The sequence below is a fragment of the Paenibacillus sp. J22TS3 genome (assembly GCF_018403205.1).
GTDB classification, from domain to species: domain Bacteria; phylum Bacillota; class Bacilli; order Paenibacillales; family Paenibacillaceae; genus Fontibacillus; species Fontibacillus tuaregi.
In genome coordinates this window covers 526,219-549,870 of the sequence record NZ_BOSF01000001.1, presented here as the reverse complement: position 1 = coordinate 549,870, position 23,652 = coordinate 526,219, and the positions used below count along the sequence as shown (strand labels likewise).

General features: G+C 47.1%; 16 protein-coding genes and 1 other annotated feature. Of the genes, 13 read left to right on the top strand and 3 right to left on the bottom strand.

The features are described 5' to 3' along the window. Positions 1-18 precede the first annotated feature (18 nt). Both KJS63_RS02635 and KJS63_RS02630 read right to left on the bottom strand, forming a co-directional pair. Positions 19-1,413, bottom strand: a complete 1,395-nt coding sequence (locus KJS63_RS02635) for a HAMP domain-containing sensor histidine kinase (protein ID WP_213617834.1) — start codon at positions 1,411-1,413, stop codon at positions 19-21. Further along, the gene (locus tag KJS63_RS02630) at positions 1,410-2,123 is read right to left on the bottom strand and encodes a response regulator transcription factor (RefSeq protein ID WP_213617833.1); all 714 of its coding nucleotides are present in this window, start codon (positions 2,121-2,123) and stop codon (positions 1,410-1,412) included. The genes KJS63_RS02635 and KJS63_RS02630 overlap by 4 nt, the downstream gene beginning before the upstream one ends. 231 nt (positions 2,124-2,354) lie before the next feature. Here KJS63_RS02630 and KJS63_RS02625 point away from each other — a divergent pair, with 231 nt between their 5' ends. After that, the gene (locus KJS63_RS02625) at positions 2,355-4,334 is read left to right on the top strand and encodes a serine hydrolase domain-containing protein (RefSeq protein ID WP_213617832.1); all 1,980 of its coding nucleotides are present in this window, start codon (positions 2,355-2,357) and stop codon (positions 4,332-4,334) included. 96 nt (positions 4,335-4,430) lie between these two features. Here the strand turns inward: KJS63_RS02625 and KJS63_RS02620 are convergent, their stop codons facing one another. Continuing rightward, positions 4,431-5,147, bottom strand: coding sequence for a Crp/Fnr family transcriptional regulator (locus KJS63_RS02620; protein WP_068616870.1), 717 nt, complete (start codon positions 5,145-5,147; stop codon positions 4,431-4,433). Between the two features lie 340 nt (positions 5,148-5,487). Here KJS63_RS02620 and adhE point away from each other — a divergent pair, with 340 nt between their 5' ends. The 12 genes from adhE (at position 5,488) to metG (ending at position 23,498) form a co-directional block, all read left to right on the top strand. Then, positions 5,488-8,100 (top strand): bifunctional acetaldehyde-CoA/alcohol dehydrogenase, encoded by a 2,613-nt coding sequence (gene adhE, locus KJS63_RS02615; RefSeq protein WP_068616872.1) that lies wholly within the window; start codon positions 5,488-5,490, stop codon positions 8,098-8,100. 258 nt (positions 8,101-8,358) lie between these two features. Further along, the gene (gene pflB, locus KJS63_RS02610; protein ID WP_213617831.1) at positions 8,359-10,620 is read left to right on the top strand and encodes a formate C-acetyltransferase; all 2,262 of its coding nucleotides are present in this window, start codon (positions 8,359-8,361) and stop codon (positions 10,618-10,620) included. A 72-nt stretch (positions 10,621-10,692) separates the two neighbouring features. Then, the gene (gene pflA / locus KJS63_RS02605) at positions 10,693-11,433 is read left to right on the top strand and encodes a pyruvate formate-lyase-activating protein (protein ID WP_213617830.1); all 741 of its coding nucleotides are present in this window, start codon (positions 10,693-10,695) and stop codon (positions 11,431-11,433) included. Positions 11,434-11,647: 214 nt separating this feature from the next. After that, positions 11,648-13,027, top strand: a complete 1,380-nt coding sequence (locus KJS63_RS02600) for an ABC transporter substrate-binding protein (protein ID WP_213617829.1) — start codon at positions 11,648-11,650, stop codon at positions 13,025-13,027. Positions 13,028-13,139: 112 nt separating this feature from the next. Beyond that, positions 13,140-14,024: a carbohydrate ABC transporter permease gene (locus KJS63_RS02595; protein WP_213617828.1), complete on the top strand. Its 885-nt coding sequence runs from the start codon at positions 13,140-13,142 to the stop codon at positions 14,022-14,024. After that, positions 14,024-14,854, top strand: a complete 831-nt coding sequence (locus KJS63_RS02590) for a carbohydrate ABC transporter permease (RefSeq protein WP_213617827.1) — start codon at positions 14,024-14,026, stop codon at positions 14,852-14,854. The genes KJS63_RS02595 and KJS63_RS02590 overlap by 1 nt, the downstream gene beginning before the upstream one ends. 22 nt (positions 14,855-14,876) lie before the next feature. Beyond that, entirely contained in the window at positions 14,877-16,739 is a 1,863-nt protein-coding gene (locus KJS63_RS02585) for a cache domain-containing sensor histidine kinase (protein ID WP_068616881.1), read from the top strand. Then, entirely contained in the window at positions 16,736-18,337 is a 1,602-nt protein-coding gene (locus KJS63_RS02580) for a response regulator (protein ID WP_213617826.1), read from the top strand. Before KJS63_RS02585 ends, KJS63_RS02580 begins: the two co-directional genes overlap by 4 nt. Before the next feature lie 18 nt (positions 18,338-18,355). Continuing rightward, entirely contained in the window at positions 18,356-19,981 is a 1,626-nt protein-coding gene (gene nagZ, locus KJS63_RS02575; RefSeq protein ID WP_213617825.1) for a beta-N-acetylhexosaminidase, read from the top strand. 361 nt (positions 19,982-20,342) lie between these two features. Next, a complete protein-coding gene (locus tag KJS63_RS02570) occupies positions 20,343-20,792 on the top strand; it encodes a Fur family transcriptional regulator (protein ID WP_068616886.1) in 450 nt (149 codons plus the stop codon). Positions 20,793-20,796: 4 nt separating this feature from the next. After that, positions 20,797-21,051 (top strand): membrane protein insertion efficiency factor YidD, encoded by a 255-nt coding sequence (gene yidD, locus KJS63_RS02565; RefSeq protein WP_213617824.1) that lies wholly within the window; start codon positions 20,797-20,799, stop codon positions 21,049-21,051. A gap of 51 nt (positions 21,052-21,102) precedes the next feature. Next, positions 21,103-21,371: a binding site (T-box leader), on the top strand. A 99-nt stretch (positions 21,372-21,470) separates the two neighbouring features. After that, the gene (metG, locus tag KJS63_RS02560) at positions 21,471-23,498 is read left to right on the top strand and encodes a methionine--tRNA ligase (protein ID WP_213617823.1); all 2,028 of its coding nucleotides are present in this window, start codon (positions 21,471-21,473) and stop codon (positions 23,496-23,498) included. Positions 23,499-23,652 lie beyond the last annotated feature (154 nt).

Genomic DNA, 23,652 nt, shown 5'->3' with positions numbered 1-23,652 from the left:
AGCGAAGCGCTCCTCTTTTTATGCCGTTTTACTAAAGGTGATTTGGAAAGAAGTTCTCCCCTCGGTATCTAAAAGCCGGAGTTCTCCCCCGTGTAGCTCTACCGCCTTCTTGGCAATAGACAGCCCTAACCCGGTTCCTCCATCACTGGTTCTTGCCGCATTGCCCCGGACAAAGGGGTCAAAAAGGGTTGTCCGTATCGATTCGGGAATTCCTGCCCCGTTATCCATGATGGTCAGCCTGACAACATTGTCCAGATGCTTAAGGTCAATATCCACTGTGGTGCCTTTGGGATTATGCTTCAGGGCATTGGTCAGCAGATTGGACACAGCCCTGCTTATCAAGGTCTTATGAAGACGAAGCGGAATCTCCTCATGGGGGATGGAGAACGTGAGATTAAAGTTCTTTTGTTCAAACTGCTCATAATTCTCGGCGATAATCTCACGTACCAACTCGCCCAGGTCTGTTACCTCAAATTCCCCTGAAAGTGGATATTCCGTAGTTTCCAGCTTGGACAGCTCGAATAAATCCCCAACCAACTCGGTCATCAATCCAGCCTTGGAATAAATAAGATTTAAATACCTGAGCCGCTTCTCCTCCGTATCGGCCAGACCAAGAAGCAGTGCGCTTGCATAACCCTGGATCGTGGTGATGGGTGTCTTCAAATCGTGGGATATATCAAGAAGCATCCGCTGTTTGCTCTCGATCAGCTGCTGATTGGCGCGCTCGGTCTGTTCCAGATGATCGGCCATTTCATTAAAGCACTCCTGGATCGTGGTTAATTCTTTGTTGGAATTATAGTTCAGGCGCTGGTCATAATGGCCGTTCCTCATATGCCTCATAGCTGTGGAGATCTGCTCAAGAGGGGTGGTCAACTGTTTTGAGGTGTAGCGTCCATACAGGTAGACACTGATCACTGACAACAGAAGAACACCGAAGAAGCCGTATGAAAGCTTAAGATTAATTGATATTGTCTCAGGCGGGGTCAGCAGTTTAAAGCTGGTCTGCCCCCGCTCTCTGGGGATGGCTACAAGGCACAGCAGAGAGGCGCCCTTATCCGACTTGAACGGGGCTAAGGCATATAGATAAGGCATTCTGCTCCCGTCATACAGCAATGACGTAAGCTCAGCAGCGGAATAGGCTTTGTGGGGCACTTTCTGGGTGCCTTTAATATAGATGACATTCCGTTCTTCGTCCAGAATTTCGACCCATCCCCCCGATTCTTCAATGACTTCGGAATCGATGGACGTATAATCGGGTCTGGCGATTTGAGAAGGCTCGATAGGTTTTGTTACATAATGATCAGACAGCTCCCCTGAGAATAACTGAACCAGAAGAAAGATTAAGCCAAGTGTAAAGGCGAACAATAAATAAGAGCGGATTAGACTGTTGAGCAGCCGGCGTTTAGTTTTCATTGGAAGTCTTCTTCCTTGGCGAACTTATACCCCAGTCCGCGGATCGTCTTGATATAAACGGGTTGACGCGGGTCCTTCTCTATTTTGTCCCTTAGCCTTGAGATATGAACCATCACTGTATTGTCATCTTTCCAGTAGGTATCGCTCCATACTTTTTCAAACAGCTGTTTTTTGGTGAAGACTCGTCCGGGGGCCATCATAAAGGTTTCAAGCAGCTTGAATTCTGTTGATGTCAAAGTGATTTCTCCTTCTTCATGAAGGAGTATGCAGGACTCGAGATTCAATGTTAACTCTCCTATGGATACCCAGGTTTGAGCCGCATGCATCTGGGAAGGCATATTAAGATCATACGCTCTTCTGAGCTGAGCCTGGATACGTGCAACAACCTCAAGCGGATTGAAGGGCTTTACGATGAAATCATCGGCTCCAAGGCTCAGACCAAGTATTTTGTCGCTGTCCTGATCCTTCGCGGATAGAAAAATAATCGGCATATTATAGTGCGCCCTAATTTGCTTAACTAATTGATAACCATCCTGATGAGGCATCATGATATCGATAACAGCCAGATCCACCTGCTCGGATTGGATGGTCTTCCAGGCTTCGATACCGTCGTATGCCTCAATCACGCGGTAGGGCTCCCGCTCGAGAAACAGCTTGAGCAACTCAGCGATGTCAGGCTGATCATCAACAACCAGTATGGTTGGGTTCATGCAAGGACTCCTCCAGTTCATAACACTTCTTTACTATAAGTCTATTATTTCTGAGTCACTATTTCTATGAAAGAACTGTAAAACCTGTACCAGGGATCTCATTGTAAGATTAATTTAAGATTGTCGATAAATCGGCGTAAGAAGGAGGCGGTATGCTTGTGCTAAGCGGCGAATGAACAAGTTGGAATTGGGGACAACGTTGCTGCTTAAAGGTATACGAAGGAGGAGCTTATGCAAAGGATTATTTTACTAACCATGTCGGCGCTGCTGGTCTTGGTCTCGGCCTTCCCGGGTGGAAAGGTGTCCGCCGAGGGGAAGCGGCAGCTGACAGTGGAGGAGGTCAAACAGTTCGCCGAAGATTTCTTCAAGCGCAATTTGAATGATAAATCGGTTCCGGGGGCGATATTCACCGTTGTGCAAGGGGACAAGGTGCTGCTTAATCAGGGTTATGGTTATGCGGATGTGGAGAGCAAGAAACGGATAGATCCACAGGCGACACTATTTCGCGTAGCCTCTATTGCGAAGGTAGTTACAGCCGCGGCATCCATGCAGCTTGTAGAGCAAGGCAAGCTCAAGCTGGATCAGAATATTGAAGATTATCTGGGCGGGCCCAAGCTGCAAAATCCCTTCTCTAAGCCGGTGACCTCAGCAAATCTGTTAACGCATACCGCAGGGTTCACAGCAAGAGATGCACAGGAAACCGACAACTACAAAGATTTGGATGCCTATTTGCCGCTGGAGGATTTCCTCAAGCAGATGCTGCGGCCAGTGAAGCGCGAACCAGGTGAAGCCGTTATGTATGACAATTTCGGATGGATGCTTCAGGGGTATATTGTACAGCAAATTGCAAAGACTCCGTTCGAGGACTATGTGAACAAAGCAATATTTACCCCGCTTGGGATGAACCACTCCACATTCAGGCTCACAAGCAAGCTGGCGCAGCAATTGGCCACAGCATATGATGGCGCCGGGAACCCGATGCCGCTGCACGAAGTGGCACCTACAGTCCAGCCTCAGGGCAGCATGCTCTCGACAGGGGAGGATATGGCCAAGTTTCTGATCTCCCAGTTGAACGGCGGAGCAGTGGGAAATAACCGGATATTGAAGGAAAGCTCTGTAAAAGAAATGCAGACGTTCCATCACTACGCCGCACCAGGCGTTCCGGATACAGCTTACGGGTACGAGCCCTCCAATGTGCCTTGGAAGGATAACGGACAGAAGGTTGTAGGTAAGGATGGGGACTATCAAGGCTTTACTTCCTATATGTGGCTTATCCCCGAGCAGAGCATTGGTGTATTTGTCAGCTTCACAGCCTCTACGCAGCTGAGAGAGCAGCTTTACAGCGAATTTATGGACCATTTCTTCCCCGCCAAACCGGCACAGGTACAATTCTTGAATACACCAGTTCAGGATTTGCAGGCTGTGGAAGGAAGCTACCGCAAGCTGCGGACATTCAACGCAGTGGTTCAGATTAAGGCTGTGGGTAACGGGGAAATTGCTCTGAGTGGTCTTAACGGTAAGGCGCTTAAGTTTCGGCAGACAGGACCACAGGTGTTTAAAGATGAGAACGGAGCAACCCTTGCGTTCGTGAACGATTCGGCTGGAACTCCGAAATATTTTAAATATCTAGGCGTTGATTATTTCGAAAAAATAAAGCTGCCAACTCCGTTCACTGACGTTAGTTCAAAGAGTCCATATGCAAAGTTCATTGATCCATTATACAGCTTTGGATTCTTGAATGGGAGATCGGACGGTAAGTTTAGTCCTGAGGGCAATACCACCCGGGCCGAATTTGTCCATTTCCTGATCACTCTGTTTGGACTGACACCCCGTAGCTCTGAGCCAGCTTTTAAGGATACGGCAGGTCACTGGGCTGAGGCAGATCTGCAGACAGCAGCGGAAGGCGGTCTGCTGACACCTGATAGCAAAGGAAACGCGAATCCTGATCAGGCGATAACCAGACAGGAGGCGGCTTATCTGTTCTACCAAGTCGTCAGAGGCATGTGGGGAATTTCCCCGCAGGATGCCAAGCTCGCACCGGGCACGGATTCCTGGGCGCTTGAAAGCGTCAAGACCGTTGTCGCTCTTGGGCTTTATGGGCCTGAAGCCAAAAAGAATGAGGATGGGTCTGTTGACTATCGATCCAAGCAGCCTCTAAAAAGACAGGAAGCTGCTGTATTCTTCTACACACTGGTTAACCCTCCAAGCTAATTTAAAAGCAGGAAAGCTGGATTAACTCCGGCCTTCCTGCTCTTTTTTTATCTATAAATGGGATTGAAACAGCATATTATCATAAAGGTTAACAATTTAAATCCGGCAAATTTGATGCGGACACAGCTCGCAGTGACAGATATCCTGAAGCATAACCAGGTCTTTAATAACGATATAGCCATTCTCGTACTCCAGCGCTTCTTTTCTCCGCAGATCACTAAGCATGCGGTTGACACTTTCTCTTGTTGCTCCGATCATATTGGACAAGTCGGTATGGGTGATTTTTCTATTAATCCGGATCGAATCACCATGCTTCTCACCGTAAGAATTACTGAGACGAATCAAAGTCGAGCATAAGGCCCCGGGCTTGCCGTACATCATCAGGTCGCGGAACTTGGTCTGTGTCAGCCGGTGATGGATTCCCATCCATTTCATAAAGTCGATTGCAAAATCCGCATGCTGGCAGATCAGAATCTCCAAGTCACGCTGCTCAATAATACCGATCTCACTATCCTCAATAACCTCAGCTGTAAAGCTGTATTTAGATCCGAAGAAGGGATCAGCCTGCCCAACGAGATCGCCGCTTTGGTACATATATAAAATAAGTTCTTTTCCTTCATCTGTTGACTTAGTCAATTTAATGCGTCCGCGTTTAATATAGAACAGCTTATCCGCAAGATCTCCCTCCCAGAACAGGTGGGACCCGCTAGCATAAGCTTTGTCTTTCATCATCACGAGAAGACGGTTGAAGTTCTGCTCCGTAAAGCTGCCGGTGTTCCCGCGGGTTAATGTTGTACTTAAATAATCAATCATCACCGATCACTCCTTAGTATTCCAATTATACAAGCTCTGTGGATGAACTTATGAGGTTCGTTCCATTTCTTTTTCTATGCCTCAATTATATAGCTTTAATTTGGAATTTAGGGGGCGAAAGAGGCCCTAAAAGTGTCGAATAAACGAACTTTGTGATTTATTTCACTTTACTTTATTTCTGTGACAAATATCACAGTATGCGGTTTTTCACTATGCTAAGATCAATGCGTAGAGAGAAGAAAGACGAGTGGCAACATTGAAGTTAAATACACTTGTGAAAAATTTCACGAAATAACAACTTCAACAATCCGCTCACCTAAATAATAGGAGGATGAGAGTTATGGCTACCAAAGCTCAAGTTAACGAAACTGTAAAGCCAACTGCTGAAGAACACATCCAGACATTGATCAACAAAGCAAAGAAAGCATCCGACGCCTTCATGCAAATGAACCAGGAGCAAATTGATGAAATTGTCCAAGCCATGGCCCTTGCGGGTATGGATAAGCACATGCACCTGGCGAAGCTGGCTATTGAAGAAACAGGTCGGGGTGTGTACGAAGATAAAATTATCAAGAATATGTTCGCGACAGAATATATCTACCATAATATCAAGAACGACAAGACCGTAGGGGTTATTGAAGACAACCCGTATGACAGCTTCCAGAAGATTGCAGAGCCAGTAGGTATTATCATGGGGATTACTCCGGTAACCAACCCGACATCAACTACGATCTTCAAAGCACTTATTGCGATTAAGACACGCAACCCGATTATCTTCGGCTTCCATCCATCTGCACAAAGCTGCTGTACCGCAACTGCACAGATCCTGCTGAAAGCAGCTGTCGAGCACGGCGCACCGGCTGATTGCATCCAGTGGATTGAAGCACCTTCCATGGATAAAACGAACGCTTTGATGAATCATCCTGATGTGGCCTTGATTCTGGCAACTGGCGGTTCGGCAATGGTTCGTGCAGCCTACAGCTGTGGTAAGCCAGCACTCGGCGTGGGACCTGGTAACGTGCCATGCTTCATTGAGAAAAGCGCGGATATCGATCAAGCGGTAAACGACCTGATCTTGTCCAAAACTTTTGACAACGGTATGATTTGCGCTTCCGAGCAAGCTGTAATTATTGAAGAGCCAATCTTCGACCAAGTGAAGAAGAAAATGATTGCCAACGGATGTTATTTCGTGAATAAGGAAGAAGCTGCTAAGCTGAGCGCAGGCGCAATCGTTGCTGAGAAATGTGCAGTTAACCCGGCAATTGTAGGCCAACCAGCCGTAAAAATTGCTGAAATGTGCGGAATTCAAGTACCTGAAGGCACCAAAATCCTTGTTGCCGAAGTAGAAGGCGTAGGTCCTAAATACCCGCTGTCGGCTGAGAAGCTGAGCCCGGTTCTGGCCTGCTACAAAGTATCCAACGCTCAGCAAGGTATTGATCGCGCGGCTGAAGTCGTTGCCTTCGGCGGTATGGGTCACTCTTCGGTTATTCACTCGAACAACGAAGAAGTTATCCAAAAATTCTCTGACCGCATGCCAACCTGCCGGATTCTGGTGAATCAGCCATCTTCGCAAGGCGGTATCGGTGATATCTACAATACGAACCTGCCATCTCTGACACTGGGCTGTGGCTCGTATGGACGCAATTCGACATCTTCTAACGTAACTGCAGTTAACCTCATCAACGTGAAAAGGGTGAATCGCCGTACCGTGAATATGCAATGGTTCAAAGTACCTTCGAAGATTTATTTTGAAAAAGGGGCTACTCAATATCTTGCCAAAATGCCGGATATCAGCCGTGTGCTGATCGTAACGGACCCAATGATGGTGAAACTGGGTTATGTGGAAAGAGTAGAGCACTATCTGCGTCAAAGACAAACTCCGGTCGCCATTGAAGTGTTCTCGGAAGTTGAGCCGGACCCATCCACAACTACGGTGAAACGGGGAACAGAGCTTATGGCTCAATTCCAGCCGGACTGCATCATCGCACTCGGCGGCGGTTCTCCAATGGATGCTGCAAAAGGCATGTGGTTGTTCTATGAATACCCAGACACAGATTTCAACAACTTGAAACAGAAATTCATGGATATCCGCAAACGGATCTACAAATATCCACGCCTTGGTCAAAAAGCACAGTTTGTTGCGATCCCAACCACTTCGGGTACGGGTTCTGAAGTAACATCTTTCGCAGTTATCACCGACAAGGTTAACGGTAACACCAAGTACCCGCTCGCTGACTATGAATTAACACCGGATGTAGCCATTATTGATCCTGAATTTGTGTACAGTCTGCCTAAAGTAGCCGTAGCTGACACAGGTATGGACGTACTCACCCATGCTATCGAAGCCTATGTATCTGTCATGGCTAATGACTACACCGATGGTTTGGCGATCAAAGCAATTCAGCTTGTATTCGAATGGCTTGAGAAATCGGCGTTGACTGGTGACAAGCTGGCACGCGAGAAAATGCATAACGCATCAACATTGGCCGGTATGGCATTCGCGAATGCTTTCCTTGGCATCAACCACAGCTTGGCTCATAAATGGGGCGGACAATACCATACCGCTCATGGACGCACCAACGCGATCCTGATGCCGCATGTCATCCGCTATAATGCGAAGAAACCAACTAAGTTCGCAGCGTTCCCTAAATACACCAACTTTGTTGCGGATCAACGTTATGCTGAGATTGCCCGCATTCTGGGACTGCCAGCCCGCACTACCGAAGAAGGCGTGAAGAGTCTGATTGGCGCAATCCGCGATCTGAACCGCAAACTGGGTATTCCAGAAACGTTCCAGGAGCTGGGCTTCGATCCAAAAGACTTCGAGAGCAGAGTGGACTATCTGGCTGACCGCGCCTTCGAAGACCAATGTACAACTGCGAATCCTAAGCTGCCGCTTGTTAAGGAACTTGCAGAAGTCTATAGAGACGCATTCTACGGAAGATTTGAATAAGCACAAACTACAGGTTCATAGCACGTAAAAAATGGAGTGACAAATATCACCGCAAATGTGATATTTGTCACATCCTTTTTCAGGCAAATCCTCTATGATAAAAGTATAAAAGGTCCCGGTAAACAGAAGTTATAGGGAGTATCGGCATTGATGTTAGGGTAGGAGTAAATTTGATTGTGAAAACTATCACAACATTAAGTTGGCATTGCCTTGGGGGATCTTGTCTGTTCACACAATTCAGAGATGGAGGGAATTATCATGTCGGTAATTGAGAGAGAAGTACAAGCCGCACAATCGGGTTGGAGAAGCTTTAAGAAAGGGAAATGGCAGAAAGAGGTTAATGTTCGTGACTTCCTCGACCATAATCTTACCCCTTACCATGGCCGTGAGGACTTCCTTCAAGGTGCGACAGCCAATACGAAAGCACTGTGGGAGATTGTATCCAACTTGACCAAACAGGAACGGGAAAATGGCGGAGTGCTGGATGTGGATGTGAACACCCCTTCGACAATTATTTCACATAAACCTGGATATTTGGATAAGGACAAAGAACAAATCGTCGGGGTTCAAACAGACGCGCCATTCAAACGCTCCATTCAACCATTTGGCGGCATCCGGATGATGATTGATGCTTGTGAGGCTTATGGCTTCAAAATGCCTGAAGAAGTTGTAAACATCTTCACAACGATCCGCAAAACACACAATCAAGGCGTATTCGATGCTTATACTTCCGAGATGAGAGCTGCCCGTAAAGCAGGGATCATTACCGGTCTTCCAGATGCTTACGGCCGTGGCCGGATTATCGGGGACTACCGCCGGGTTGCACTCTATGGTGTTGATTTCCTGATCGCTCAGAAGAAGAATGAACTGGTGCAGCTTGAACTTGATGTGATTGATGAGGATGTAATTCGTCTGCGTGAGGAATTATCCGAGCAAATCCGGGCTCTGGGCGAGCTTAAGGTTCTTGCTGAGATGCACGGCTTTGATATTTCACAGCCCGCCAATACAGCCAAAGAAGCCTTCCAGTGGGTATATTTCGGCTATCTTGCAGCCATTAAAGAACAGAACGGTGCCGCGATGTCTCTGGGCCGCGTATCTTCCTTCCTGGATATTTACATCGAACGTGACCTTGCTGAAGGCACATTGACAGAAGAACAAGCACAGGAACTGGTTGACCATTTTGTCATGAAGCTTCGGATCGTGAAATTCCTGCGTACTCCTGACTACAATGAACTGTTCAGTGGAGACCCAACCTGGGTAACCGAATCCCTCGGGGGCATGGCGGTGAACGGTCAGACCCGCGTGACCAAGAACAGCTTCCGGTTCCTGCATACCCTGTACAATCTGGGTCCAGCACCAGAGCCAAACTTAACTGTATTGTGGTCGGAACAGCTTCCTGAAGGCTTCAAGAAATACTGTGCTAAAGTCTCCATCGAAACAAGTTCCATTCAATATGAAAGTGATGATTTGATGCGCCCGATCTATGGCGATGATTACGGTATCGCATGCTGCGTATCCGCTATGGAGATCGGTAAACAGATGCAGTTCTTCGGAGCTCGTGCTAACTTGGCCAAAGCCCTGCTGTACGCCATTAACGGAGGTAAAGATGAGAAATCCGGCGTTCAGGTAGGTCCTGAATATCCGGCAATCACATCTGAGGTACTTGATTACAACGAGGTTATGAAACGCTTCAAACCTATGATGGAGTGGCTGGCTAAGCTTTATATGAATACGCTGAATGTCATCCACTACATGCATGATAAATACAGTTATGAACGCATCGAGATGGCGCTTCATGACCGCGATATTCTCCGCACAATGGCTTGTGGTATTGCCGGCTTATCAGTAGCGGCGGACTCACTTAGCGCAATAAAATATGCGAAGGTGACCCCTATCCGCAACGAGAAAGGAATTGCGGTAGACTTCAAAATTGAAGGTGAATACCCTTGCTACGGTAACAATGACGACCGGGTCGACCAAATCGCTGTTGGGCTGGTTGAGCAGTTCATGAGTATGATCCGCAAGCATAAAGCTTACCGGAACGCCATGCCTACACAATCCGTGCTGACCATCACATCCAACGTGGTATACGGTAAGAAGACCGGTACTACACCAGACGGACGTAAAGCCGGCGAGCCATTTGCTCCAGGCGCTAACCCTATGCATGGCCGTGACAAGAAGGGAGCCCTCGCTTCCCTGAGCTCTGTAGCAAAGCTGCCATATGAGCACAGTCTTGATGGTATCTCCAATACATTCTCCATTGTTCCGAAAGCGTTGGGGAAAGAGCCGGAAGTACGCAAGTCCAATCTGGTGTCTATGATGGACGGATATTTCGGCAGTGGGGCCCATCACCTGAACGTCAACGTATTTGACCGTGAACAGCTCATGGACGCTATGGAGCATCCAGAGAACTATCCTCAGCTGACTATTCGTGTATCGGGTTATGCCGTAAACTTCATTAAGCTGACTCGCGAACAGCAGCTCGACGTAATTAACCGTACTTTCCACGGTTCTATGTAAGGATCAACTGGTCGTATAGGGATACAATCTTATAATAAATTGCTGCAGACCTGCAGAAAGGGTGACAATAGCATGATTACAGGTCATATTCATTCATTGGAAACATTCGGCACCGTAGATGGCCCGGGAATTCGGTTCGTCCTCTTTATGCAGGGCTGCCTACTTAAATGCAAGTACTGCCACAACCCGGATACATGGGACTTGACTGGCGGAAAGGATATGAGCCTCGAAGAGGTGTTGGCAGAGATTGAGCCTTATGTTAATTACTATCGTTCTTCGGGTGGAGGAATTACGGTCTCTGGTGGTGAAGCGACACTACAGGCGCACTTTGTAACAGAACTGTTCCGGGAAGTGAAGAAACGGTGGGGACTTCATACCACGCTGGATACGAATGGTTATAACGAGGGTGACAAGATTAAAGATCTGCTCGATGTTACAGATCTGGTGCTCCTGGACTTGAAGCATATTGATAACGAGAAACACATTGAGCTGACCGGCAAGCCGAATGAGCGTATGCTGAAGATGGCGGAGTGGTTGTCAGAGCATAATAGAGCGATGTGGATCCGGCACGTGCTTGTGCCAGGAATCAATGACGAGGAAGAGGACCTGCTCCGTTTAGGTAGATTCGTAGGCAAATTGAACGGGGTAGAGAAGTTTGAGATTCTTCCATACCATCAGATGGGAATCTATAAATGGGAAGCTCTGAAATGGAAGTATCCGTTAGAGAATGTCCCGTCTCCAACAGATGAAGAGGTCCAAAGGGCCTATGATTTAATCGGAATTGGAAGTAAGCAGAAAGTCCTGGAATCATAAAATAATTGCAAGTTTATCCAGAAATAGCGTGAGAAATGAAGGTGAAAACCGGATTTCTTGCGCTATTTGCCGTTGTTTCAACAGATTTTTGAGAGGAAGGTTAATGATTAGAGGATTTTATCCCTTCAAAAGAAATATGTCCTCCTTACCAATATTGAAAGCGGTTCCTATAATGAAAGTGTAAGGCAAACCATTCTATGGGAGGGTCAAATAAATGAAAAAGAGTCTAGTATTGTTACTGTCATTGTTTCTCGTGACAACTACTATGCTGACAGCGTGCGGCGGCGGCACCAAAGCCGAAGAGCCACCAAAGACAGGTGATACACCGAAGCAAGAAGAGAAAGCGGATACTTCACCATTTGAAGTGACACTACGTCACACCCAAGTAGGGGCCGATAAGAAGAACCGCCTGGCAATCCTTCAGGATGTTGTTAAGAAGGTACAAGAAGAAACACCAGGTCTTACCATTAAGCTCGACGGTGTAGATTCTGAAGTTAACCGTAAGGAAAAACTTCGCGGAGAAATGGCTGCGGGCAACCCACCTGATATCTTTGACGTATTCGGCAGCCCGGATGCCCAAATGTATGCTAAAGAGGGAAGAATGCTTGACCTGACTCCAATCCTCGCAGAACTTGGAATCGCTGACAAATTCCCGAACGTGTTGGATCCTTACACTGTTGATGGTAAAGTATACGGTCTTCCGATCGGTGCTTCCGCCGAAGGTTTCTTTTATAACAAAGAGTACTTTGAGAAAAAAGGTCTGAAAGTTCCTACGACTTTCCCAGAGCTTGAAGACTTGCTTGCCAAGATCAAAGCTGATGGCAAAACACCTATTGCAGCAGCTTCCAAAGAGGGCTGGGTACCTCTGATGCTGACAAACCAACTGTGGGCTCGCTACGCTGGACCGGATATTGTGAAGAAGATTGCTGCCGGCGAAGCAAAATGGACAGATCCGAACATGGTGAAAGCGTTCGCTAAACATGTGGACTGGGAGAAGAAAGGTTACTTTAAGAAAGGTGAGCTTGGCTTCGCATATGGCGATATCACTGGCCAATTCACTTCCGGTGAAGCACCACTCTGGTTCGATGGTACTTGGAAATCCTCCGTATTCAAGAAGGGCCAATCCGGTGAAGCTATGATCGGAAAAGTAGGATTCTTTAATATGCCTCCTGTTGATGGCGGTGTTGGAGAACAAACAGCTCTTATGCGCGATTCCAATAATGGTTATGGCTTCTCCGCTTCTGTAGCTGACGATCCTCGTAAGTTGGATGCGGTTAAGAAATTTATCAAAGAACTGTTCAATGAAGACATGCAGCTTCGCGGACTTGCTGAAGACGGGGTTCTTCCTTCGATGGCAGTTTCAGAAGACAAGCTCAACGCAACTGTTACAGATGATCTGATGAAAGACATCACTAAAGTACTGAGCTCCACTAAAGGTTCCTTCCCTGCATGGGATTCCCAAGTTGCAGCTGACATCAACACAGAGTTCAGCGCAGTACAAATTCAAAAACTGATTGGCGGCCAAACGACTCCTGAGAAGATGGCTCAAGATCTTCAAAAGGTAACTGATGAAGTGCTGGCCAACAAAGAGTAATTAGGTAACAAAGGGAATGTATCCTTCACCACGGTAAGGGTGCATTCCCTTCTACACGAAAGCTGGACAATAGAAATAGAGCAGCTCACGTCCCAAGAACCGGAGGTTTGGTATGAACAAAGCGTTGAAGAACCCTACTGTATTCATATTGTTCGTATTACCCGCATTAATATTGTTTGGTATGTTTTTTATTTACCCGATTTTTTCATCAATTTATTTGAGTTTTACAAGCTGGAACGGTGTTTCCACGCATATGAAATTTATTGGCTTTGATAATTTTACAAAGGCCTTAGGCCAAGAACGTTTTTGGGTTTCTGTAAAAAACAACGTGTACTTCATTTTGTTTTCCTGCTTGCTCCAAGTGCCTATCATTGTAATTTTCTCACTCTTGATAGCCAACGTTAAGAAGCTGAAAGGGCTATACAAGACCTCAATCTTTCTTCCATCGATTATGTCTACTGCAGTAATTGGTATTCTATGGGGATTTATTTACGAGCCTGATATCGGTCTACTCAACAAAATTCTTAGCTTCTTTGGGGTAGGCAAGATCTATTGGCTTTCCGATGAAAATTATGCCATGCTGTCTATTCTTATCACGAACGCCTGGCAGTGGACCGGTTACTACATCATTATGGTACTGGCCGCGATTCTCTCGATTCCCAAGGAACTTGAAGAGGCGGCAGCGATTGATGGAGCCACTGCATTCCAGCGAGCAACCCGTATCACGCTTCCTCTAATTACCCCGATCATTTCAGTTGTTATCATGCTCTCCATTGCGGGTGCCATGAAGGCTGCCGATATTGTTCTGGTTATGACAAACGGAGGACCGGCGGGTTCTACAGAGGTTATGGCTACGTACATGATTAGATATGCGATTACGAGCTTTAAATACGGTTATGGTAACACGATTGCTGTACTTATCTTTGTCTTTACGCTTATCGTTACCTTAATCTACCAACTGCTGATTGCGCGGCGTAATGAAAGGATTGAGTACTAATGGTGCGTAACTTGAAGAAGGGTATACCTCATATATTTCTGTTAGGCTACCTGTTGATCATTTTGTTTCCGTTCTTGTTTGTTCTATTCTCCTCAGTCAAGAAGGATAACAACGCGATTGCTCTGCATCCTTTCGGTCTGCCAAAGGAGTTTGTATTTAACAACTACTATGAGGCATGGGTAAATGCCAAGATTAGTACGTATTTCCTTAACAGTCTGTACATCTCCCTCTTGGCAGCAATTGTAACGATTCTTATTGCAGCCATGTTCTCTTATGCGGTTACACGGATGCGGTTTGGTAAGCTGGCTGCGGCTTTGTTCGGTTTGGTTCTGATTGGAATGCTGATTCCAAATAACGCTATGATGCTGCCAATTTATACTCTAGTCCGCAAATTGGGAATTTTGAATACGCACCTTGCATTGATAATTCCTTACATTGGTAATGCGATTCCATTTACCGTAATCATCTTGGCTGCGTTCATGAGGTCGCTTCCAAGTGAGATCGAAGAAGCAGCGGTTATGGATGGATTGAGCGCCTCAGGCATCTTTGCTAGAATAGTGTTACCTTTAACAGTTCCCGCAATTATCACCGTATTTATCGTTAACTTCCTGAGCAACTGGAACGAATTCTTGCTTGCTAACTATTTCTTGTCGAAAGACACGCTTCGCACCCTGCCGGTCGGTATGGTTCAGTTCCGCAACCAATATCAGATGAACTATGCGCAGATGTCAGCCGGTATTGTCTACAGTGTGGTTCCGGTTGTTGTCATCTATGCATTCCTGCAGGAGAAGATTATAGAGGGAGTTACAGCGGGTAGCGTTAAGGGATAATTGCCAGATTGGAGTTATCCCTATGAATCTGAGAATTAAACTTCTTACCGCGTTTATTTTGCTAATTATAATACCTATTTTTGTTTTGGGAATTATTACTTTTCTGGTTACCTTTAAGTCGATTCAGAGCAAATACAGTGAACAGGCTGAATATGCATTGAAATCTATTGGATTCAGTATTAACAGCGTGTTCACTGAAATCGATAATGTGACCCGGAGCGGAAGCGACCGAGAGCTTTTTCAAAATGCTCTAAGTGTGAAGGACCCAGAAAAAACGAAGAATCAGAACTTAGCTTTAACGGTTAAAGGACAAATTGAATTTAACGCTAACCAAACAAGCTTTAGGACGTTGTTATATAATCATCCCGCAATCGATTATGCTTTCTTGTATAAGATGAGTGTCATGAACAATTTGGATGCCGACAAAGAATATGAGACGGAAAAGCCGTTCCCGGTATTCGACAAGGAAGGCTTTACCCCTCTTACTTATCTTCAATTGAAGAATCATCCGGTATACAAGGAAGTTATGAAGCTCAATGGCAAGGCGCTGTGGATTGCCCCGCACGAATATCCGGAGATTACAGGCTCGGAGCCTGTTTTCACGCAAATTAGAGTTATTAAGAAGCTTTCCAACATGCACAAAATAGGGATTCTTGCTGTGCAGATCAAAAACTGGGAAATTGATGATATCTTTAAAAATTTGCAGGTTGGTGGCAATCAGCGTGATACCAGTTTCTATCTGGTGAATGACAGTGGTCTTGTCCTATACGACAATAAACACTCGTTTGACGGCACATCCATTAATAAATACGTGAACGAACCGCTTTCTTACGGTAGAAATTATCAGAGCTTTAAAGGTAAATTCAACGGTCAAGAAAGCGTTATTTCTATCTATCATTTGAAAGAGCATCCATGGAGTATCGTGTCAGTGACCTCATGGAGCTATTTGTCCAATGAAGTCATGACATTTGCCAAGTGGTTCGTGGGGATCTTGGGCATTTTCGTTGTTACAGCTATTATGTTTAATGTGTTTTTTATGAATCGTATTACAGGGACAATTGGGGTCATTGTTCGGTTCATGCGCAAGGCAGAAGCTGGGGAACTCGGGGCAAGGGTTGACGAAAAGGGTGACGATGAGCTGCTGCTGCTTCAGAAGGGCTTTAATAATCAGATGGATAAAATCTCCCAGCTGTTTGACCAGGTCAAGAACGAGCAGGAGAAGAAGATTAATGCTGAGCTGAGGGTGCTGCAGGCACAGATCAAACCACATTTTCTGTTCAACACTCTGGAATCTATTAATGTTCTCGCGATTCAGAATCAAGGCAAAAAGGTAAACGAGATGGTTCTGAGGCTGGCAAGCATACTAAGAATCAGCTTCCAGGGAAAAGAAGAGATCATGCTTCGGCAGGAGCTGGAGCATGTGTCCAATTATTTGGAAATCCAGAAATTCAGGTTTGAGGATCTGTTCGATTATACGATCGACATTCCGGATGAAATGATGAATTGTCTTGTGCTCAAGCTCACGATTCAGCCTATTGTGGAGAACAGCATACAGCACGGATTCGAGGGGATTGAATACAAGGGACAGCTCAGAATCTCAGGCCGGGTCGAGGAAGACCGGATTTTGCTTCGTATTGAAGATAACGGGATCGGAATGACCAATGATCAGCTGCAGAAGTTCAAATATTTTGATGAGAGTGAAGTGGTACAGGAGACTACGGATGTCACCAACCATGAAAGAAGAGGTTTAGGGCTACGAAGTGTTGTAGATCGTCTAAGGTTTAAGTATGGGCACCGATACGGTTTGTTTATCTGCTCCGCGCCGGGGCATGGCACAATCATACAGTGCGTAATTCCTAAAAATGAATTGGGTGATAAAATTTGAAGCTTAAAGCCTTACTGGTCGATGATGAAGCCCCTATCTTGAAGAATTTGACCAAAGTTCTTCCTTGGGAGGACATGGATTATGAGATTGTAGGTATGGCCAAGAATGGATTAGAAGCCCTTCGAATGGTGAGTGAGCACCAGCCCGATTTGATTTTGAGTGATATCCGGATGCCCGTTATGGATGGGATCAGCTTGATTAAAGAGCTTAGAAGCCAGGGCAATCTTTGTGAAGTTCTACTATTAACCGGTTATCAGGAATTTGAATATGCACGGGCAGCAATTCAATATAACGTGAAGGACTACATTTGCAAGCCTATTGATTATGCAGAGCTGGAGTCAACCGTTCGCAGGATCGGTGAAGAGATTCGCGAGAAGAGAAGAAAATTGCTTAAGGAGCAGCAGATAGATCAGGTGGTCCACTGGGCTAATGAGAACTTTCTGCTTCATACCCTGCTCGGTCAGGAAGCGGATAAGGGCAAGCTGATTTTGGATGAAGAAAGCCTGCTTGAACGTAAGGATTTTGCCGTTCTTGTCGTGGACATCGAAGGATATGCCCATCAATCGATTACATGGTCGATTCATGAGCGCAAGGCGTGGAATCTTCATATTAAAGAGATGCTGCGGGAAACATTTGTTTCCATGCTCAAAGAACAGACGGTTCTCCAAATCCGGGAGGGGGAGTGGTGCATTGTGTTCTCTTCGGCGGGTTCCGGTGAAATCACGAAAGACCAGCTTTATCCCGGGTTCTTGGCTCTCCAGTCTTTGATTGACAAGAAAGACTATATGCAGCTGCGCATGTGTCTCGAGCATGGACCTGTGGCGCTTAATGAAATGTCCACGGTGTATCAACGAATGCAGCAGGCACTGATCCTGAACTCTTCCAACGACTGGTTTGTAAGCGCTGATAAAACTATGGCCAAGGATGAAGCAGCTCCGCAAGGAGATATTCCATCACAGTGGAAATGGATTGAGCAGATCGGTACAGGGCTTCGCAACGGTGACAGTCAAGTGCTCCAACAGATGATAGGCGAGCTGAAACATTATGTGGGTCATCTGAATGAGAATGCGATCGGGCGGGCGGAGAAACTTCTCCATTATCTCCTGATTCACTTAGTTCGTGAGATGAGAGAGCTTCACATGCTTCCTGCTGATCAGGAAGAAGCCGTGTGGCAGCAGATGCAGCAATCCCTTAGCCTGAAAGAGCTACTGTCCTTGCTGGTATCCTTGATCGAGCGATCCAGAGAGTCTGTATCGTCCAAGAAAACCTCCGAGCAGCTGATGCTGGCTGCCCAAGATTATATCCAGCACAAGCTTGGGAAAGATTTTGGCATTGAAGATATTGCGGAGTATTTGGGAATCAGCTGCAGTTATTTCTGTCTATTGTTCAAGAACCACTTTGGCGAGACATTTGTCGAATACCTGACCAAGCAGCGGATGGAAATGGCCAAGTGTCTGCTGCGCAGCAGTGACAAGAGCATTGCCCAAATTGGCATAGGCGTAGGATATCAGGAGCGCCGATATTTCACCAAAGTATTCCAGAAATATATTGGGATGACTCCATCAGAATACCGCCTGAAGGAATCTCCCGCATCCTAATTAAGAAGGTGCATTCAATTGGTTCAATTAAGCAAACTTACCCTAGATGAAAAAATCGGGCAGCTGTTTATTTGCGGGTTTCACAGCCAAACACCTGACGAGCAAATCAAGACGCTGATCGAGCAGTACCATCTTGGCGGTGTCATATATTTCCGCCGTAATGTAGGCTCGGCTTCACAGCTTGCGGATCTTTCGCATAATCTGCAGGTTCTTTCCAAGCCGCTTAGTGAAATTCCGCTGTTCATTGCCATTGATCAGGAGGGCGGCATGGTCTCCCGGATTGATCATGACGGGGTCAGCCGGATTCCGGGCAATATGTCCCTTGGAGCTGCAGGTGATCTCAAGTTAACCGAGGCGGCTGCCGCTCTGGGCGGTGAGGAGCTCTTCAAACTTGGGATTAACCTTAACTTTGCCCCGGTTGTTGATGTGAATAACAATCCGGTGAATCCGGTCATCGGGGTTCGCTCCTTCGGGGAAGACCCTAAACTGGTCGCTGCTCATGGCGCTGCCGCGATCAAGGGATATCAGAACCAAGGCGTAAGCGCAACAGCCAAACATTTCCCAGGGCACGGGGACACAGCTGTGGATACCCACCTCGGGCTGGCGGTTGTTCCCCATGATAAAGAGCGCCTGGAACAGGTAGAGCTGCTGCCTTTCCGCAAGGCGATTGAGGTGGGCGTGGATATGATCATGACGGCCCACGTGATCTTCCCGGCCTTCGAAAGTGAGGAGATCCCTGCAACCTTGTCTTATGGGGTGCTGACTAAGCTGCTCCGCGAGGAGCTTGGTTATGAGGGACTAATTGTGACCGATTGTCTTGAAATGCATGCGATTTCCAAATCGGTCGGCATTCCCGAAGGGGCAGTGAAAGCATTGGAAGCCGGGGCTGATCTAATTCTGGTTAGTCATACTATGAAGGACCAGGTTGCCGCAATCAAGGCGGTACGTGCAGCCGTGAACAGCGGACGTTTGACTGAGGAGCGGATTGATGCTTCCTTGGAGCGAATTCTGTCATTGAAAGAGAAGAGAATTGGGCAAATCAGCGATAAAGCACCAGAGATAACGGTTCCTCTGACTCCCGCAGAGGAGTCCGAGCGAATCCTTCGCCAGATTGCTGAGAAGAGCATCACCTTGGTGACGGATGCCGGGAATAACCTTCCCCTCCGAACCGATGCCAGAACACTTGTAATCTGGGCTGAGGTCCGCCACTTTACTGAGGTTGATGAGCCGGCTCACTTCCGATATACACTTGGCGAGGCTTTAGCGCCATACTTCCAAGTAGATGAGATACTGATTGGCTCGCATCCGAAAAGCTCTGAAATCTCGGCTGCAATTGAGCGGAGCGCGGAATACAGCCAGATCGTTGTGGTTACTTATACCTCAGAGGGACGTCTGCCGGAAGGACAGAAGCTGTTGATTGAGGATTTAAATCAGCGTACGGGCGGCAAGCTCATTGTTGTTTCTGTTAGAAATCCGTATGATATCAATGAAATACCGGATGTCACCACATACTTATGCGCTTATGAGAACCGTCCTGTAACGGTTGATGCCATTGCTAAGGTATTGGTTGGGCAGATTCAGGCTGAGGGAAAACTGCCGGTAACCCTAAGCAGCAGGTTCCCTGCAGAGGTTGCTTCTATATAAAACGAACTTTAAAAATTAACCTCTCTCAGCGGAGAGGCCGAGTGATTCTGAAGAAGCGGAGCGTCCGCCTTTGTCTCCGAAATGCTCCAATGAATATCTAGTTCAAGGATTTCGGAGACAACAGGGGCCTTAAAGAACACTTGGCATCGCAGTACCCCTAAAGGGTAACCTTCATAAGTTCATTTTATATAGTTAAGAACAACCGGACTTATACCTATTATGTAAGAATGGCCCTGCTTCTCTTGTGTTAAACACAGTGGGAGCAGGGCTGTTTGTGTCCAGCCTCGTCCAGTTTGACTCTATCTTTTATTTGCGGCATTATGATTAGTAGACAGATTTGTCAGGGCAGGAGGAAAAGCATATGCTGTCGACAGAACAGATCATCCGTATCATGTCAGCGCAAGGACTTCGGATTACGGATCAACGGAGGACGCTGGCGAAGTTGTTTTCGGAAACGGAAGGATATTTGACACCCAAAGATGTGTATGACTATATGTGCAAAAAATACAGCGGACTCAGCTTTGATACCGTCTACCGCAACCTGAGGGTCATGGAGGAGCTTGGGGCGATCGAACAGGTTGTATTTGAAGATGGACTTAAATTTAGAGGCGGATGCAGCGAGAATCACCATCATCACCATATGATATGCCTTCAGTGTGAGAAGACCTATCCGATTCATTTCTGCCCAATGCCGCTTACGGATGCGCCAGAACAATTCCAGGTGGTTAAGCACAAGTTTGAGGTGTTCGGCTACTGCAAGAACTGCCGTGTGGACCGGGAGCAGCCAAAGCCGGTAGGACAAGAGGGTTGATCACATGTCAATAGGGCGCAAAATGGTGCAGGGACCCATTCATGTCTACCGCAAATTCATTTCTCCCTTGAAGCCGCCAACCTGCCGGTTCTATCCGACATGTTCCGCCTATGCTTTGGAGGCGGTTGAGGTTCATGGGGCGCTGAAAGGCTCCTGGTTAGCGGCGAAAAGAATTGCCAAGTGCCACCCGTTTCATCCGGGCGGCCTCGATCCTGTACCTCCCCGCAAAACGGTTAACCGGGAAAGGGAAGAGGGATGACTTGACAGTCCTCATGACATTTCATATATTTTATATAAATGATTTGCATATCCATTTCCTGTGAACGGATAAGTACGAAGCATCCGCCAGTACAGAGAGCCGGGGTAAGCTGTGAGCCGGTCTGGAGGGACTTTGGAAGATGGTCCGGGAGGAACTGCTTTCGAGCTGTCAGCCATGGTCTGGACGGTCTGAGTAAGGGAGCAGCGCAGAACCAGCGTTAAGGGTGCGTCTACATTCAGACGGAAATTGAGCCTGGGAATTGCATGGATGAATCCTGGGGAATTTGGGTGGTACCACGTGAGAACTCTCTCGTCCCATTGCGGGCGGGAGTTTTTTTGTTTTGCCGCAGAAGAAGATGGGCTTACAGAAGTGATTTGGAAGTATGGTTTTCATGCGGATAATTTGAAGGAGGCTATTTCATGTCTGATCGAAAAACGTTTTACCTGACAACACCGATCTATTACCCAAGTGACAAGCTGCATATAGGGCATGCCTACACAACCGTGGCGGGGGATGCTATGAGCCGGTACAAGCGTCTGCGTGGCTACGATGTCCGCTTCCTGACGGGTACGGACGAACATGGACAGAAGATTGAGCAGAAGGCCCAGCAAAGCGGCAAGACCCCGCAGCAATTTGTTGATGATATTGTGGCAGGCATCAAGCAGCTGTGGAAGAAGCTTGACATTTCCAACGATGACTTTATCCGCACCACAGACGAAAATCATAAAAAAATAGTGCAGGATATCTTCGACCGATTGTTACAAAAGGGTGACATTTATAAAGGAGAATATGAGGGCTGGTACAGTATCCCGGACGAAACGTTTTATACCGAGACTCAACTCGTAGATATCGTAAGGGATGAGAAGGGGAACATCCAAAGCGCCAAGAGTCCCGACAGCGGTCATCCTGTCGAATTGGTGAAGGAAGAATCCTATTTCTTCAGAATGAGCCACTACGCAGACCGTCTGCTTCAGTATTACGAGGAGCACCCGGATTTCATTCAGCCGGAGTCCCGCAAGAATGAGATGATCAATAACTTCATTAAGCCGGGGCTTGAGGATTTGGCAGTGTCCCGTACGACTTTCGAATGGGGTGTGAAGGTAAAAGGGGATCCGAAGCATGTGGTTTACGTATGGATCGATGCCCTGTCGAACTATATTACCGCCCTCGGATATGGAACGGATAATGACGAGCTGTATCAGCGCTATTGGCCCGCGGATGTGCACCTCGTAGGTAAAGAGATTGTGCGTTTCCACTCCATCTACTGGCCAATTATGCTGATGGCTCTCGATATTCCACTGCCTAAGAAAGTGTTTGGACATGGATGGCTGTTGATGAAAGATGGCAAAATGTCCAAATCCAAAGGTAACGTGGTGGACCCAAACACCCTGATCGACCGCTATGGACTCGATGCAACACGCTACTATCTGCTTCGAGAAGTTCCATTTGGCTCCGACGGGCAGTTTACTCCAGAGAGCTTCGTTGAACGAATCAACTCCGACCTGGCCAACGACCTCGGCAACCTGCTCAACCGGACTGTGGCGATGGTTAACAAGTATTTCGACGGCGTACTGCCGGCGTATGTGCCAAATGTGACCCCGTACGACCAGGAGCTGACACGTGCTGCCGAGGCTGCTATTGGCAAGGTAGAAGAGGTAATGGAGAACCTGGAATTCTCCGTTGCCCTGACCGCGATCAGCCAGTTTGTCAGCCGTACGAACAAGTATATTGATGAGACGCAGCCCTGGACGCTTGCTAAAGATGAGTCCAAGAAAGATGAACTGGCCTCGGTTATGGTGCACTTGGTTGAGTCTCTGCGGATTGCTTCGATTCTGCTTCAGCCATTCCTTACCCAGGCACCAGCCAAAATCTGGGCACAGCTTGGAATCGGGCAAGGGGAGCTGACCACTTGGGACAGCGCCAAATCATTTGGCCTGATTCCTGCTGGAACTAAGCTTGGCAAAGGGGAGCCGATCTTCCCGCGTCTGGACAGTGCCGAGGAGGTCGCTTACATTGTGCAGGCTATGGCTGGCACTGCAGCAGCTTTTGCAGCTGCGGAGGAGCCTGCCAAGTCAGCATCAGGTGAGAGTGCTGATACCCATGCACCGGCACCCGAGCTCAAAGACGAGATCGGCATTGATGAATTTGCCAAGGTGGAGCTCCGGGTAGGGCAGGTCATTAAAGCGGAGGCGATTCCAAAAGCGGATAAGCTGCTGAAGCTGCAGCTGGATCTTGGGTTTGAGCAGAGACAGGTGGTATCAGGAATCGCCAAGTTCTATAAGCCTGAAGAGCTGGTTGGCCGCAAAGTGATTGTGGTAACTAATCTTAAGCCGGTTAAGCTGCGGGGTGAGCTGTCCCAAGGCATGATTCTTGCAGCTTCACAGGGAGATCAATTGACCCTGGCTACGGTACCGGACAGTATGCCGAATGGTGCTGTGGTTAAATAATCGCTGAACTCAGCTTATGTAGATGTAGAAAGACCTTTTCTAGTGGAACCTTATCCATTAGAAAAGGTCTTTTTTTCTTTTGGCAGGGAACAATGGAACTCGGGGTTGACATTCATTTTATAGTGACCCTATAATTCTCTTTGTAATTATTACG

Coding starts and splice junctions, on each gene's coding strand:
- KJS63_RS02620 (WP_068616870.1), bottom strand. CDS start 5,147: ATGATTGATTATTTAAGTACAACATTAACCCGCGGGAACACCGGCAGC.
- KJS63_RS02590 (WP_213617827.1), top strand. CDS start 14,024: ATGGTGCGTAACTTGAAGAAGGGTATACCTCATATATTTCTGTTAGGC.
- KJS63_RS02625 (WP_213617832.1), top strand. CDS start 2,355: ATGCAAAGGATTATTTTACTAACCATGTCGGCGCTGCTGGTCTTGGTC.
- pflA (WP_213617830.1), top strand. CDS start 10,693: ATGATTACAGGTCATATTCATTCATTGGAAACATTCGGCACCGTAGAT.
- KJS63_RS02600 (WP_213617829.1), top strand. CDS start 11,648: ATGAAAAAGAGTCTAGTATTGTTACTGTCATTGTTTCTCGTGACAACT.
- yidD (WP_213617824.1), top strand. CDS start 20,797: ATGTCAATAGGGCGCAAAATGGTGCAGGGACCCATTCATGTCTACCGC.
- KJS63_RS02635 (WP_213617834.1), bottom strand. CDS start 1,413: ATGAAAACTAAACGCCGGCTGCTCAACAGTCTAATCCGCTCTTATTTA.
- adhE (WP_068616872.1), top strand. CDS start 5,488: ATGGCTACCAAAGCTCAAGTTAACGAAACTGTAAAGCCAACTGCTGAA.
- pflB (WP_213617831.1), top strand. CDS start 8,359: ATGTCGGTAATTGAGAGAGAAGTACAAGCCGCACAATCGGGTTGGAGA.
- KJS63_RS02585 (WP_068616881.1), top strand. CDS start 14,877: ATGAATCTGAGAATTAAACTTCTTACCGCGTTTATTTTGCTAATTATA.
- KJS63_RS02570 (WP_068616886.1), top strand. CDS start 20,343: ATGCTGTCGACAGAACAGATCATCCGTATCATGTCAGCGCAAGGACTT.
- KJS63_RS02595 (WP_213617828.1), top strand. CDS start 13,140: ATGAACAAAGCGTTGAAGAACCCTACTGTATTCATATTGTTCGTATTA.
- metG (WP_213617823.1), top strand. CDS start 21,471: ATGTCTGATCGAAAAACGTTTTACCTGACAACACCGATCTATTACCCA.
- KJS63_RS02630 (WP_213617833.1), bottom strand. CDS start 2,123: ATGAACCCAACCATACTGGTTGTTGATGATCAGCCTGACATCGCTGAG.